This is a genomic window from Erwinia tracheiphila (genome assembly GCF_021365465.1).
GTDB lineage: Bacteria > Pseudomonadota > Gammaproteobacteria > Enterobacterales > Enterobacteriaceae > Erwinia > Erwinia tracheiphila.
Genome location: NZ_CP089932.1, coordinates 1 through 14,860, shown reverse-complemented (window position 1 = coordinate 14,860; position 14,860 = coordinate 1). Strand labels below are relative to the sequence as shown.

Here is a 14,860-nt window from a genome sequence, read left to right as displayed (position 1 = left end):
AGCGTCGTTGCTTTATCTTAGAACCGGTCCCATCTACGGTTTTTATCATTAAAAAGCCAATCGGGACAGCACAATGACAAACGAGGTGATTGTGGTGACGGCAGCGTATGGTCGCGATCAAATCGAAAACCTGGGTGGTCAGCAGGAGCTTTTACCGATTATTGCCGCCGCGGGTGCCGATGGTGTAGCGATTCGCAGGGAATTGCTCAGGAAGGAGAAAAGGACAGCTTGTCAGCGCCCGGCAACGTGGTTTCTGCTGGCCGGGCTACAGGCTTTTTATTCCATGCCAGAAGCGCTGTTTACCCTACAAGGGGAACCCAATCCTCACCTTAACCGACATCTTGTCGAGGCGCAGCAGTTAAGCGCCAGGGGTCTGAAATATTCTCTGGGTGGCTTTCGTCACGACAGGGATTACTCATTATTGCGTAAGGAGCTTGCCGCGCTACCGCTTACGATTCTCGTTGAAAACGATCAGACTCACTTTGGCAAACTGGCACCCATGGCGCGCTACTTTCACGATAATGCAGGCCCGCAGGCCGATACCCGAATGACTTTCAACACCGGGAACTGGTTGTGGGTGGATGAAAATCCTCTGGAGGCCGCCCGGCATCTGACTCCGTTGGCTGCCGTAACAACAGAAAAAGGCTGGTGTGCTGTTAATGCATACGCCAATCGTGCTAACGGAAAACGTTGCTGACACCATGATAGCGCTGGTGTTAGCCAGCGCACGCCGCGTCGTTGAAGTGGCACAAAGGGTGAAAGACAGCGAATGGCAGAACAGTATCCCCAACAACGGGTTCGGTATCGATGTCCATCACAAAAAGATGGGGATCCTCGGGATGGGCAGCATTGGGCTGGCACTGGCGCAACGCGCGCATTTTGGTTTCAGCATGCAGATTCTTTACCATGCACGTCATCAGCATCAGGATGCTGAACAACGCTTTCATGCCACCCGATGTGAACTCGATACGCTGCTGAGAGAATCCAATTTTTTGTGCATCAGCCTGCCGCTAATGACAGAAACACATCATCTGACTGGACAAGGGCAACTGGCGAAGGCGAAAATGAAGCCGTCTGCCATGCTGATAAACGCCGGGCGCGGGCCGGTGGTGAATGAAGATGCGCTGATTAGCGCTCTGCAGCAGAAAGCTTTATATGCCGCCGGGCTGGATGTGTTTGAAAAAGAGCTGTTACCGACATCCTCTCCGCTGTTAACCATGCCGAACGTGGTGGCGCTGCCTCATATCGGTTCTGCCACCCAGGAAACTCGCCACGGGATGGCCAGAGATGCTGTCGATAATCTGATTGCCACGTTGAGTGGCAACGTACAGAAAAATTGCGTGAATCCACAAGTGCTGGCTCAACGTTCAAAACAGCGTGGCGGGTGATTCAGGTGCAACGCTGTCTTTATAGCCACCTGATTTGCTGTCTTACCAGAAAAGGATACAGCCACCCAACTTTGGTGGCCATTTGGGCGTTTAACGTGCCAGCCAGCCACCATCAACAGCAAGCGTATATCCATTGATATAATCTGACGCAGAGGACGCCAGGAATACCGCTGGCCCTTTAAGATCGTCAGGCAGGCCCCAGCGTGCCGCCGGAATACGTTCCAGAATCTCCTCATTGCGTTTTTCATCCGCCCTCAGCATTTGCGTATTGTTGGTCGCCATGTACCCTGGCGCGATAGCGTTCACATTTATGCCGTGTTTAGCCCATTCGTTAGCCAGCAAACGGGTTACTCCCATCACTGCACTTTTGGATGCTGTGTAGGAAGGGACGCGGATGCCGCCCTGATAAGAGAGCATGGACGCAATATTGATAATTTTCCCACCGTGGCCCTGCTTAATAAACTGACGGGCAACGGCCTGCGACATAAAAAAGACCGATTTGATATTCAGGTTCATCACATCATCCCAGTCTTTTTCGCTGAAATTGATCGCATCTTCACGGCGGATAATACCGGCATTGTTAACCAGGATATCTATCCTGCCAAACGCAGCCAGCGCGTCAGTGAGCAGGCTAGTAATACAGTCGATATTGCCCAAATCAGCAGTCAGGCTAAGGAAACGGCGGCCCAGAACCGTGATTTTTTCGATGGTTTCTCGTGGTTCAACAATATTGACACCAACAATATCACAGCCCGCTTCGGCCAGCCCCAGCGCCATGCCCTGCCCCAGGCCGGTATCACAACCCGTTACCATCGCCACTTTTCCGTTTAGTTCAAATGCGTTCAAAATCATCTCAATGCCCTCTGGAATCCCTTAGAGACTGCCTCATGCAGTTCTTTTTCGGCGAGATACTATAACCGGGTGAGATCGGCGATAACTGTGATCGCTATCGTACAAATTTATTTTTAGAAAAATCATTCCTTTTAAAAAGAAACGCCTTTTCATTTATATCATCTAGATTTTACATGATTTTTTATTTGGTCAGCGCTCACATGCCGTCGGGTGATACCATATAAGATTGCCCTGACAGGGGCCGCTCACTTCCAATGAGCAAAGATCGGCACATCATGTCAGTGGATTGCATCATGTCGTGACTGACGTTAAGGTGAACTCCCTTTTTCATATAACAAACAGTTTACACGCCATGAATTTTTCCGCCTTCGGTGACAAATTTACACGCCATTCAGGTATTGCGCGCCTGATGGAAGATATGAGTGAAGGGCTGCGCACGCCGGATGCCGTCATGCTGGGCGGCGGTAATCCCGCACAAATTCCGGCAATGCATGACTATTTTCAGCAACTGTTGCAGGAGATGCACAACAGGGGCACCTTAACCGAGGCATTGTGTAACTATGACGGCCCGCGCGGGAAAAGTACGCTACTGACGTCGCTGGCTGCGCTGTTGCATAACGAACTGGGCTGGCACATTAGCCCGCAAAATATTGCGCTGACCAATGGCAGCCAAAGCGCGTTTTTCTACCTCTTTAATTTATATGCCGGGCGCCGGGCCGATGGCAGCAAAAAGCGTGTCCTGTTCCCGCTGGCACCGGAATATCTTGGCTATGCCGATGCCGGACTGGATGAGGAACTGTTTGTTTCCGTCAGGCCCAATATCAAAATGCTGCCTGAAGGCCAGTTTAAATATCACGTCGATTTCGAGCACCTGGACATCACCGATGATACCGGGCTGATTTGCGTCTCACGGCCGACCAATCCAACGGGTAATGTTATTACCGATGACGAACTGATCAAACTGGATTCGCTGGCTCAACAGCATCAGGTGCCATTGCTTATCGACAATGCCTATGGCGTGCCCTTTCCCGGCATTATTTTCACTGAGGCGCGTCCACTGTGGAATCCAAACATTATCCTGTGTATGAGCCTCTCCAAACTGGGGCTACCGGGGTCACGCTGCGGCATTATTATTGCTGATGAAAAGGTCATATCTGCTATTGGCAATATGAATGGCATTATTAGCCTTGCTCCCGGTAGTATTGGCCCGGCTATCGCCAACGAGATGATTGAGCGCGGCGATTTGCTACGGCTGTCCGGGCAAGTGATTAAGCCGTTTTATCAACAGCGGGTTAATCAGACTATTGTGGTTATTCGTCGCTATTTATCTGCCGACCGCTGTCTGATTCATAAGCCCGAAGGCGCTATTTTCCTTTGGCTCTGGTTTAAAGACCTGCCGATTACAACAGAAGTGCTTTATCAGCGTCTCAAAAAACGCGGTGTACTGATGGTGCCGGGTCATTTCTTTTTTCCAGGGCTGGCACAGGAGTGGGCGCATGCACACCAATGTATGCGCATGAATTATGTTCCTGACAGCGAAAAGATTGAACGTGGCGTGGCTATTCTGGCCGAAGAGATTGAACGCGCACATCAGCAAGGCTGAAACAGGTTTTTGCTAAAAGCATTGTGCTTTCTAAACCGTCATGGCAGCTCAGAAGCGCACGATTCAGCGCAGGCGTAACAGGACTATTCAGCCTTTCAAAGAACTGGCAGGGGCAGGGCGACAGTATACCGTGACGGCATTTTCTCATGCAACGCTTTCAGACTTTGCTGCCTGGCAGCAGCGATCGTTTCCACAAGCTGCTGACCACGTATTAGCGCTGAAATATTGTCCAAAAGGTGTTTTGACTAAAAAAATGCTGAAACTGACGGAATAAAGTCGCTTGCAGATAAAACAGGGTTAAGAGGATATCTGGTGCAACGCCTGGAGCGAGTTGATACCTTAAAAAGCAAAACCCCATGCGGTTACATGGGGCCAGTCGTTATTGACTCGTCAGAGAGGGCTTATTTGACGATCTCAATGCGGCGAGGTTTATTCGCTTCAGGAACCACGCGTTCAAGGTCAATATAAAGCAAACCATTTTCAAGCCTGGCATCACGAACGTTGACATGTTCAGCCAGCTGAAACTTACGCTCAAAGTTGCGCTCTGCAATCCCCTGATAGAGGTAGGTTTTTTCCTGCTGTTCTTCAGGATGAGCACCCCGGACGGTGAGCATATTGTCGTGAGAGGTAATATCCAGTTCACTTTGTGCAAACCCGGCAACGGCAATGGTTATGCGGTAGTAGTTTTCTGCAACCAACTCAACATTGTAGGGAGGATAACCGCCATTACTCTGACTCTGGTTGGACTCAAGCAGGTTAATCAGACGATCAAAACCAATAGAGGAACGATAAAGTGGGGCAAGATCAAAATTACGCATTTCACTACTCCTGATAATCAGCAAGATGGATGGTTAAAGCCTTCCTTTCATGACAGGCCGGTGGTCAACGAGCTGTACCCTGTCGGCGTACATCTGTGTGACCTGATATCAAAATGGAGCCAGAAAACGGACTTTCAAGCACCGCTGATGCAATTTTTTCAACCGACATGCGATGAATGACATACACTCTGGAGAAAATCATCGGTGCCGGGTGGGTATGCTGACAAGGCAAGCACAGCTTTTATGCATACCGTAAGAAAAAATCAGGCTGGCCCTGCTGTTACCGAAGGAATGAAAATATGATAGCAATGAAAACCTGTTACTTTACTGGCATTCTGGCTGGCCTCGCGCTGGCGGGTACCAGTGGTTGCTCCAGCTTTATGTCCCATTCCGGACCAGATCAGGGCTATTATTCAGGCACCCGGGCCAGCGCCAAAATTATTGCTGACAGTAACAGTGGCTGGGTGATGCGCCCGCTGGCTGCTATTGATTTGCCCTTTTCAGCCGTGATGGACACACTGCTGCTCCCCTGGGATTATTATCGCGCAGGGAGTGATAAGGCACTGGATTCCCCCCATGAGCGCGTGCGGCGCAGTGAACAGCTTAATCATACCGATGAAAGCCTGTCAGAAGCCGCACCGCCACACAGCACCCCACCGGGACAGCGCTAATTTTCCACTGTCTTTGCAATGAAGATTTGCCGGAAGCCTTCAACATGCCGCAGATAGGCAACATATTTTCCGTCAGGTGAACACACCACCGCATCGCCAACGGGCGGCTCGCTGCTCCGCACGGTCAGCCGCCTCATTTTCCCGCTGCGGATGTCACAAAGCATCACGCTGTTGTCGTTAATTAATGCCACTGACTGACCATCCGGGTGCCAGCTAAACGCCGACTGAATATCCGTCGCTGCCTGGCTTACCTGACGGGGTTGGCCCCCTGTCGGCGCCACTGTCCAAAGCTGGGCTACACCCGCATCATCTTTCATCAAAAAGGCAATTGAACTTCCATCTGGCGAACTCCGTAACCAGTGGCGAGGCGTGAGTGCGACGCCGGGAAAGGCCCGCTGGTGAGTAAAAGTCAGTCTGCGCTGTTTGACCCCTGCTGGCGGCGCGGGAAGTGAATACAGCGTGCCCTCAATAGGCTGGTCCCCCCGGCGTGCATAATCCGTCAACTTTTCGGGTAAATCGACAATAAAAACCTCAGGGACTTTTTCACCGAGAAGGCTCAACGTCTCACCAATAAAGGCCAGCGCCCAACGCTGTCGACTGCCCTCTTTTTTCAGATAGCCTTCATTTCCTACCCAACCTTCTTCGAAAGCGCGGACAATTTCGTCACTGCCAGGCAACGGCGATCGGTTCGTCTGGCTCACCAGCACACAAAAATAGCTGCCGTCGTACTCGCGTGGATGAATTTTGGGCGGGCAAACCGAGCGAAGCGGCACCGCTACGCCAACGTTACGCCGATCTTCTTCCGCCGCCAGCTGATGCATAACGTGGTCGTTATAGGTAAAACTCAGCCGTGAACCATCCGGGCTGAAAACGTGAACATGCGAGCCACCGCGCAAAGCACCGACGGTAAAAGGCGGCGTGATATCACAGGCATCCATATTCTTCGCCAGACCATTTTGCACAATAACGCCACGGCGATGATGAAAGTCATAGTGCCAGTGCGCGTCAGGGTGCTCCGGGCCATGGATAAAGACATAACGCGGTGGCATATCAGGGCTGGTGGTCACTACGCCAATATGCGCATCTTCATGTGCCTGATAGATAACGTCGGTCTGACCACTGAGATTGACTCGCTCAACAGTTAACCCATCAAACGTCGCCGTATCGGAACGCACGTCATAAACCAGCCAGCGGCTGTCTGCCGTCCAGATATTAATGTTCGTTAGCTGATGGTTACGAGTGTCGAAAGTTAACTGGCATTCGGTCATGGTTTTACCTCTGGCGGTGTTTCCTGCCAAGGGTAATGCATTCAATGGCATTGCGATACTCACTGAGAGAGCAGATAACGCGTTAATCCAGCGCCGCTGGCGTGCTTATTTACAGCACAAACCTCTCAATAGCGTACGCAACGCCGTCTTCCTGATTGGTTTTGGTGACAAACTGCGCAACAGATTTAACGGACGCAATACCATTTCCCATCGCCACCCCTGTGCCAGCAAAATCCAGCATGGCCAGATCGTTTTCCTGATCGCCAATCGCCATCACCTCTTCACGCACCAGCCCCAGACGTTCGGACAGCATTTTAACGCCCGCACCTTTATTGACCTGCCTGTGAAGAATCTCCAGATAATAAGGCGAGCTTTTCATAATGGTGTAACGATCATGAGCATCCTGAGGAATTCGTTTGATAGCATCATTTAATATTTCAGGTGAATCGATCATCATTACTTTCGGAAAAGTGGCCGATTTATCCATCTCTTCCACCGTACGAAAGCGTAATGGGATGCCGGTCAGGAAAGATTCATGCACGGTATACTCGCTAATATCTTTATTGGCGGTAAACAGCAATGATTTTGTCAGTGCCTGAAAATGTACGCCCAGATCGCGGGATAGCTGCTCAAAATAGCGATAATCGTCATAATCAAGGGTGACTTCAGCCACACAATCGCCACTTGCCGCCAGCTGAACTAATGCACCATTATTGGTAATGCAATATTGCCCCTTATGCTCCAGATCAAGCTCCATCAGGTAACGTTGCACGCCAATAAACGGACGCCCGGTCGCCAGCACAATGGACACTCCTTTATCAAGGGCTGCACGAATCGCTTCTTTAACGCCAGCCGTCACTTCATGTTGCGGATTCAACAGCGTACCGTCCATATCAATTGCTATCAGTTTTATCGCCATACAATCCTCGTCAGTTCGGGGTACGCTTCATGCTAACGCGATTCAACTAACACTGACCAGCACGATTAAAACCCGAAGTAATTTACCCTCAATGTTTTCGATATGTTAATTGAGAAATTATTATTGATTTAAAACTTATCTAAATCAGATTCAGGTCAAAATTATCCTATTAAAAAGTGGTGCCAGATATAAATTTATGCGTAAAGTAACAGGTGTAAATATGATAACTGGCATCACTAAAAGTCATTGCAGCATTATCTGTTGCTGATTCCAGATGAACAGGTTTACCAGCATTAACAGTGGCAAAATTCATGGAGGAAAAATGAATATATTGATCATTAGCGAAGATAACTATTTTATTACAGGAGTCATTAGTTTAATTAATCAGTCATGGTTTTCACCCCATTTAGCAAACCATCCTGTTTATCTGATTGACGATAAAAAACGCTTACCGTTTCAGCCGGATGTCATCATTTCTGATATTTTTCATATAAAGAATGTTGGCAGGCATGTCGCTAAAAGCTGTGAAAGGATTAACCGTCATGTCTTACTCAATCTGGCAACGCTCTGTCAGGCAGAACCGGGGCGGTTATGCCTTGAGCATGCGTTACGTTTTGAAAAATATGAGGCTGCCAAAAAGTTGCAGCAGCTTTTCAGAAATGGCAGTTCGCCGGTTTACTTACCAATGCCCCTGGAGAAAGAAGGGTGTAAAAAGAATGCTGATATTACGCTTAGTAAACAACAGGCGATGGTGGTGCAATATACGCGTGAAGGGTTATCGCTGACTGATATATCTCGCCGTACCAGTTTAAGCGTAAAAACCATCAGCACTCACAAACGGGCAATAATGCGTAAGCTTGGCATGAAAAATAACAGTGAGTTTTATCAATATACGCTGAAAGGCGTCATTCAACGCTAATTAATCCTGCGGTAAGATGATTGTTAATTTATTACTAAAATTTCTAATACCTGCATAACAGAAAGGTTTATTTAAACGGCTTTTATTTCTTAACCAAATAATTCTTCTTTCCTTTTAATGACGGGTTCTTATAATTTCCTGACTATGCTAAACGGCTCAACGAATTTGCAAGATCGTCCCGCAAAATTGGGATAAAAAAACCGGAGCAGTTAACTGACTCCGGTTTTTTATGTTGTGACAATCACTCGCTGTCACAGAAATACACTAAATATCAATATTTGCGGCTTTAAGCGCATTCTCTTCGATAAAGGCGCGACGAGGCTCGACGGCATCACCCATTAAAGTAGTGAACAGCTGGTCGGCGGCGATAGCATCTTTAACCGTGACGCGCAGCATACGACGGCTGTCAGGGTCCATAGTGGTTTCCCACAGCTGGTCCGGGTTCATTTCACCCAATCCTTTATAGCGCTGAACCGACAAACCGCGACGGGACTCTTTTACCAGCCAGTCGACGGCCTGCTCGAAAGAAGCGATCAGCTGGCGACGCTCGCCACGCTCAATAAATGCATCTTCTTCGATAAGACCCCGAAGTTTCTCGCCCAGCGCACAAATCTTACGGTATTCACCGCCCATCACGAACTCACTGTCCAGTACATAGTCAGTATCCACGCCATGGGTACGAATACGTACGACAGGTTCGAAAATATTCAGCTCGCGATTCTCGCGCACCACACCCACATAAGAGCTGCCGTGCTGTTCCTTTTCATTCAGCTGTACAATCAGTCCGTTAATCCACTTGCTGACCGGGGCTTCTGCAGAAAGATCGCTCAGGGTTGCATGGTCAATTAATGCATTTAGCAGCGCAACCGGGTAACGACGCTCCATGCGTTTGATCATCTTACGGGTACTGTTAAATTCTGCCACCAAGTTTTCCAGTGGCTCGCCACCCAGCGGTGGCGCGTCGGCGTTGGTATGCAGCGTTGCACCGTCGAGCGCGATGGCGATTTGATACTGGTCCATCGCATCACCATCTTTAATATACTGTTCCTGCTTGCCTTTTTTTACTTTGTATAAAGGTGGTTGAGCGATAAAAACGTGGCCACGCTCAATAATTTCCGGCATCTGGCGGTAAAAAAATGTCAGCAGCAGCGTACGGATGTGTGAACCATCGACGTCGGCATCGGTCATGATGATGATGCTGTGATAGCGCAATTTGTCGGGATTATATTCATCCCGACCAATACCACAGCCCAACGCGGTGATCAGCGTTGCCACTTCCTGAGAAGCGAGCATCTTATCGAAGCGTGCTTTTTCAACGTTAAGGATTTTGCCTTTAAGCGGTAGAATAGCCTGGTTCTTACGATTGCGTCCCTGCTTGGCAGAACCACCTGCAGAGTCACCTTCCACCAGGTAAATTTCAGACAGCGCCGGATCGCGTTCCTGACAGTCGGCCAGCTTACCTGGAAGGCCAGCCAGATCGAGAGCACCTTTACGGCGAGTCATCTCACGCGCGCGGCGGGCTGCTTCACGAGCACGGGCGGCATCGATAATTTTACCCACCACCGTTTTTGCATCACCGGGATTTTCCAGCAGATATTCTGCCAGCAGCTCATTCATCTGCTGTTCAACTGCGGATTTCACCTCGGATGAAACCAGCTTATCTTTTGTCTGCGAGGAGAATTTCGGGTCCGGTACCTTAACCGATACCACGGCAATCAGACCTTCACGCGCATCGTCACCGGTCGCGCTCACTTTGGCCTTTTTGCTATAGCCTTCTTTGTCCATATAGGCATTCAGCGTGCGGGTCATTGCCGCGCGGAAACCGGCCAGGTGTGTACCGCCGTCACGCTGGGGAATATTGTTGGTAAAGCAGTAAATATTTTCCTGAAAACCGTCATTCCACTGTAAGGCCACTTCCACACCAATACCGTCTTTTTCCGTGGAGAAATAGAAGACGTTAGGGTGAATAGGGGTTTTATTACGATTCAGGTATTCAACAAATGCCTTGATACCCCCTTCGTAGTGATAGTGATCTTTTTTGTCGTCACGTTTGTCTTCAAGCTTGATGGAGACGCCGGAGTTCAGAAATGACAGTTCGCGCAGGCGTTTAGCCAAAATTTCATATTCGAAATCAGTAACGTTGGTGAAAGTCTCATGACTTGGCCAGAAACGCACGCGCGTGCCGGTCAAATCGGTTTCGCCCGTTACGCCCAGAGGAGCCTGTGGCACGCCATGCGCATAAATTTGCTGGTGTACTTTCCCTTCACGACGAATGGTCAGCTCAAGTTTTTCCGAAAGTGCATTCACCACCGACACGCCCACGCCGTGCAAACCGCCGGATACCTTGTAGGAGTTATCATCAAACTTACCGCCTGCATGCAGCACAGTCATGATCACTTCAGCCGCTGAAACGCCTTCTTCTTCATGGATGCCGGTCGGAATACCACGGCCATCATCCTGGACAGAAACAGAGTTATCTGCGTGAATGGTAACAATAATATCTTTACAGTGACCGGCGAGTGCTTCGTCAATGGCATTATCCACGACCTCGAATACCATGTGATGCAGACCGGTGCCGTCGTCCGTATCACCGATGTACATACCCGGGCGCTTGCGTACCGCATCCAGCCCTTTCAGAACTTTGATACTTGAGGAGTCATAATTCGACATCAACGTTTCTCACTCGTTTTAATCTTCAGGTTGAACGGCTATTTTACCCTGTTCTACGTGGAACATCTTGCCCTTTTCATCAGACATGTCGAACACGTGCCCGGCATCAATTGCGCTGACAAAAACCTGGGCATGAGTGGCTTTTAACCGCGAGGCCAACAGTTGACGACGCGTTTCATCCAGCTCAGAGGCAAAATCATCTATCAGATACAGGCAACGACGCCCGTTCTGTCGTGTCAGAAACTCACCCTGAGCCAGTCTCAGGGCGCACATCAACAGCTTCAACTGGCCGCGTGACAGCAAATCTTCTACCGGCGTACCGTCAGCACGAATACGAAAATCTGCCTTGTGAGGGCCGCTGGCCGTATACGTCAAGGCCCTGTCCCGCTCGAACTGACGCTCAAGGAGTTCGGCATAGTCAGTTTCTTTATCCCAGCCGCGCTGAAAAGAGAAATTTAACGCAAACTCCGGTAAAAAATGGGCGCAGGTATCACTGATATCCGCCGCAATGGCCTCACTGTATGCAGCACGCCAGCGACTCAGCTGTTCAGCCAGCGGAGCTAACTCCAGGTCCCAGGCGCGGATTTGCTGATAACGTGAAACCTGACGCAGCGCGGCATTGCGCTGTTTCAGCAAGCGACGGAGATTGCTCCATGCGTTAAAAAAACCTGATTCATTGTGAAAACAGCCCCAGTCAATGTAAGCACGGCGATATTTTGGTCCGCCATTCAGCAGGCTGAATCCTTCCGGGGTAATCAGCTGCATCGGTAGCATCTGTGCCAGTTCAGCCACTTTATGCCCGTCACTACCCGCAATACGCACTTTGCTGTCACCCGCGCGGTTTTTCGTGAGCCCCACAGAAACGTCACGCTCTGCACCTTCAATACGTCCATGCAGAATAAACGCATTCTGGTCATGACGAATGACCCTGCCCGCCTGAAGACTGCGAAAAGCCCGACCATGGCCCAGCGTATAAATCGCCTCCAGCACGCTGGTTTTGCCGCTGCCATTGGCACCGACCAGAAAGTTAAATCCCGGTGCCAGCGCAAGATCCGCATTTTCGATGTTACGAAAATCTTTAATGAGAAGGCGGGTTAAGGCCATAAAGAAAATGTTTCCGAGAACAGGGGGATCGGATGATAGCACCTTTGATTTTTTAGCATGCAGCACGGCTATCCCGGCGCTTTCTTTGCACAAATACCCCTGTAGGTAAGGGTTTTGTACGCGTCAAACCGCAGGATAGCGAACCAATAAACTATAAGCGCATCGGCATAACTACATAGGCAGCATGTTGGCTTGCAGCATCTTCAATCTGCACGCTGGAGACAGAATCGGTCAGCAGCAGCCTGACATTCTCGGTTTTCAGGGCATTGAGCACGTCCAGCACGTAGCTGACATTGAAACCAATTTCCAAATCGGTGCCATCATAGGATACATCCAGAATCTCTTCCGCTTCTTCCTGCTCTGGATTATTTGCCGTGATTTTTAACTGATTTTTGCTGATATAGAGGCGAACGCCGCGGAATTTCTCATTAGAGAGGATCGCCGCGCGGGAGAACGCCTGTTTGAGCAGATCACAACTGGCACCCAGGGTTTTATCGGGGTTTTTCGGCAAGACGCGGCGATAATCAGGGAAACGACCGTCAACCAGCTTCGATGTGAAAATAAAATCACCAACGTGCGCGCGAATATTGTTACTGCCAATCTGCACTCGCAGCGGCGTATCCCCACCGTCCAGTAAACGCACCAGTTCAATCACGCCTTTGCGCGGCACAATAACACAATGACTGGGAAGTGACTGCCCCACCGACATGGAACATACTGCCAGGCGATGTCCGTCTGTGGCCACGGTGCGTAACTCTTCGCCTTCGGTTTCGAACAGCATGCCGTTCAGATAGTAGCGAACGTCCTGATGTGCCATGGAGAATTGCGTCGCCTCAATAAGACGCTTCATGGTCGCCTGCGGCAAGGTAAATTCCACTTCGCTCTGCCAGTCATCGAGGTTCGGAAAGTCACTGGCCGGCAGCGTCGAAAGAGAAAAACGACTGCGGCCTGAACGCACCAGCATTCTTTCGCCTTCAAGGGCAACGGTGATATCAGCCCCTTCCGGCAGTCCACGGCAGATATCAAAAAACTTACGCGCCGGAACGGTGGTCGCACCCGGCTGGTGATCCTGCGTCAAAGCAACGCGGGCAACCATTTCCATTTCCAAATCAGTGCCGGTAAGCAGAAGACTCCCTTCATTAACCTGTAACAGCAGGTTGCCAAGGATAGGCAAGGTCGGGCGGCCACCCAACGGGCTGCTGACCTGCTGTAACGGCTTAAGTAAATGCTCACGTTCTACAATAAATTTCATAGCGTCAGGAGGATAATGTTCTGATTAGATTTGAAAAATCTTCTTTAATATCGTGACTTTCTTCACGCAGCTGCTCAATTTTACGACAGGCATGCAGCACGGTGGTATGGTCACGACCCCCGAAAGCATCGCCGATTTCCGGCAAGCTGTGGTTGGTCAGCTCTTTTGCCATCGCCATCGCCATCTGGCGTGGTCGGGCGACAGACCGCGAACGGCGTTTGGAGAGCAGGTCAGCCACTTTGATTTTGTAATACTCAGCGACCGTTTTCTGAATGTTATCGATAGTGACCAGCTTTTCCTGTAACGCCAGCAGGTCGCGTAGTGCTTCCCGAACAAAATCAATGGTGATCGCGCGGCCGGTAAAATTGGCGTTGGCAATAACCCGGTTCAGCGCCCCTTCCAGTTCGCGAACGTTAGAACGCAGACGTTTGGCAATAAAGAACGCCACCTCACCCGGCAAACGAATATCGTTTTCATCGGCTTTTTTCATCAGAATTGCCACGCGGGTTTCCAACTCCGGCGGCTCGATGGCAACCGTCAGGCCCCAGCCAAAGCGGGACTTCAGGCGATCCTCAACCCCGTTGATCTCTTTTGGGTAACGATCCGAAGTCAGAATGATCTGCTGATTGCCTTCCAGCAGCGCATTAAAGGTGTGGAAAAACTCTTCCTGGGATCGTTCCTTATTAGCAAAGAACTGAATGTCATCGATCAGTAACGCATCCACTGAGCGGTAATAGCGCTTAAATTCTTCAATGGCATTATTTTGCAGCGCTTTCACCATATCCTGAACGAAACGCTCTGAGTGCATGTAAACCACTTTAGCATTTGGCTTACGCGCCATAATACCATTGCCCACCGCATGCAGCAGATGGGTTTTTCCCAACCCCGTGCCCCCATAAAGGAACAGAGGGTTATAGGCGCTACCAGGGTTATCCGCAACCTGACGGGCTGCCGCGCGAGCCAGCTGGTTAGATTTACCTTCCACAAAATTATCGAAATTATGTTTGGTATTAACGTTTGATCGATAGGAAAGCTCCGCTGGTGCAGGCAGGTTGTCCCAGCTTGGACGCAAAGGCGCGGGGCGGACATCCACTGCGGGTGCGTTAGCGTGCACGCCGACCACAACCGGCTGGCTTATCTGGCGCGTGATCGGTTTACTGCCCACTTCAAAACGCAATAGCGGCGTATCAGCCCCGCAAAAATCATTTAGCAACACATTAATATTATTGAGATATTTATCACGGACCCAATCGAGCACAAAGCGATTTGGTGCATACAGGGCCAGCGTATTATCGTTCAATTCAGCCTGTAATGGACGTATCCACATGCTGAATTCTGTGGCAGGTAGTTCATCCTGCAAACGGGCAAGACACTGTTGCCAAAGCGTAAGTGACAC

The 14,860-nt window shown here is 50.0% G+C and carries 13 protein-coding genes and 1 pseudogene; 6 read left to right on the top strand and 8 right to left on the bottom strand.

Annotated elements, in window-relative coordinates; genetic code table 11:
- Positions 1 to 73 precede the first annotated feature (73 nt).
- Together LU633_RS00070 and LU633_RS00065 are read left to right on the top strand one after the other, a co-directional pair.
- Complete coding sequence (locus tag LU633_RS00070; RefSeq protein ID WP_016192438.1) at positions 74 to 697, top strand: hypothetical protein; 624 nt, start codon at positions 74 to 76, stop codon at positions 695 to 697.
- A pseudogene (locus LU633_RS00065) lies at positions 651 to 1,388 on the top strand (NAD(P)-dependent oxidoreductase); the annotation flags it as partial. The gene LU633_RS00070 and the pseudogene LU633_RS00065, both read left to right, overlap by 47 nt.
- A gap of 90 nt (positions 1,389 to 1,478) precedes the next feature.
- Here LU633_RS00065 and kduD read toward each other — a convergent pair.
- Complete coding sequence (gene kduD / locus LU633_RS00060) at positions 1,479 to 2,240, bottom strand: 2-dehydro-3-deoxy-D-gluconate 5-dehydrogenase KduD (protein ID WP_016192436.1); 762 nt, start codon at positions 2,238 to 2,240, stop codon at positions 1,479 to 1,481.
- A gap of 352 nt (positions 2,241 to 2,592) precedes the next feature.
- On the opposite strand from kduD, the gene LU633_RS00055 reads away from it, so the two are divergent.
- Entirely contained in the window at positions 2,593 to 3,843 is a 1,251-nt protein-coding gene (locus LU633_RS00055; RefSeq protein ID WP_016192435.1) for a valine--pyruvate transaminase, read from the top strand.
- Positions 3,844 to 3,883: 40 nt separating this feature from the next.
- Positions 3,884 to 4,117 (top strand): hypothetical protein, encoded by a 234-nt coding sequence (locus tag LU633_RS00050; RefSeq protein WP_016192434.1) that lies wholly within the window; start codon positions 3,884 to 3,886, stop codon positions 4,115 to 4,117.
- 127 nt (positions 4,118 to 4,244) lie between these two features.
- Here LU633_RS00050 and ibpA read toward each other — a convergent pair whose 3' ends face one another.
- Positions 4,245 to 4,661 (bottom strand): small heat shock chaperone IbpA, encoded by a 417-nt coding sequence (ibpA, locus tag LU633_RS00045; protein ID WP_016192433.1) that lies wholly within the window; start codon positions 4,659 to 4,661, stop codon positions 4,245 to 4,247.
- A 299-nt stretch (positions 4,662 to 4,960) separates the two neighbouring features.
- Between ibpA and LU633_RS00040 the strand changes: the two genes are divergently transcribed.
- Positions 4,961 to 5,332 carry a YceK/YidQ family lipoprotein gene (locus tag LU633_RS00040; RefSeq protein WP_016192432.1) on the top strand — a complete coding sequence of 124 codons (372 nt, stop codon included), beginning with the start codon at positions 4,961 to 4,963 and terminating at the stop codon, positions 5,330 to 5,332.
- On the opposite strand, the gene LU633_RS00035 is transcribed toward LU633_RS00040, so the two are convergent.
- Positions 5,329 to 6,600: a DUF3748 domain-containing protein gene (locus LU633_RS00035; protein WP_016192431.1), complete on the bottom strand. Its 1,272-nt coding sequence runs from the start codon at positions 6,598 to 6,600 to the stop codon at positions 5,329 to 5,331. The two genes, LU633_RS00040 and LU633_RS00035, sit on opposite strands and share 4 nt — an antisense overlap.
- A gap of 109 nt (positions 6,601 to 6,709) precedes the next feature.
- Positions 6,710 to 7,519, bottom strand: coding sequence for a sugar-phosphatase (gene yidA, locus LU633_RS00030; protein ID WP_016192430.1), 810 nt, complete (start codon positions 7,517 to 7,519; stop codon positions 6,710 to 6,712).
- Between the two features lie 322 nt (positions 7,520 to 7,841).
- On the opposite strand from yidA, the gene LU633_RS00025 reads away from it, so the two are divergent.
- Entirely contained in the window at positions 7,842 to 8,438 is a 597-nt protein-coding gene (locus LU633_RS00025; RefSeq protein ID WP_157275262.1) for a helix-turn-helix domain-containing protein, read from the top strand.
- Positions 8,439 to 8,702: 264 nt separating this feature from the next.
- Here the strand turns inward: LU633_RS00025 and gyrB are convergent, their stop codons facing one another.
- The 4 genes from gyrB to dnaA all read right to left on the bottom strand — a co-directional run bounded on the left by gyrB (position 8,703) and on the right by dnaA (position 14,860).
- Positions 8,703 to 11,108: a DNA topoisomerase (ATP-hydrolyzing) subunit B gene (gene gyrB / locus LU633_RS00020; RefSeq protein ID WP_016192428.1), complete on the bottom strand. Its 2,406-nt coding sequence runs from the start codon at positions 11,106 to 11,108 to the stop codon at positions 8,703 to 8,705.
- Positions 11,109 to 11,126: 18 nt separating this feature from the next.
- Entirely contained in the window at positions 11,127 to 12,212 is a 1,086-nt protein-coding gene (gene recF / locus LU633_RS00015) for a DNA replication/repair protein RecF (RefSeq protein WP_016192427.1), read from the bottom strand.
- A gap of 151 nt (positions 12,213 to 12,363) precedes the next feature.
- Positions 12,364 to 13,464 (bottom strand): DNA polymerase III subunit beta, encoded by a 1,101-nt coding sequence (dnaN, locus tag LU633_RS00010; protein ID WP_016192426.1) that lies wholly within the window; start codon positions 13,462 to 13,464, stop codon positions 12,364 to 12,366.
- A gap of 4 nt (positions 13,465 to 13,468) precedes the next feature.
- Positions 13,469 to 14,860, bottom strand: a complete 1,392-nt coding sequence (gene dnaA / locus LU633_RS00005; protein WP_016192425.1) for a chromosomal replication initiator protein DnaA — start codon at positions 14,858 to 14,860, stop codon at positions 13,469 to 13,471.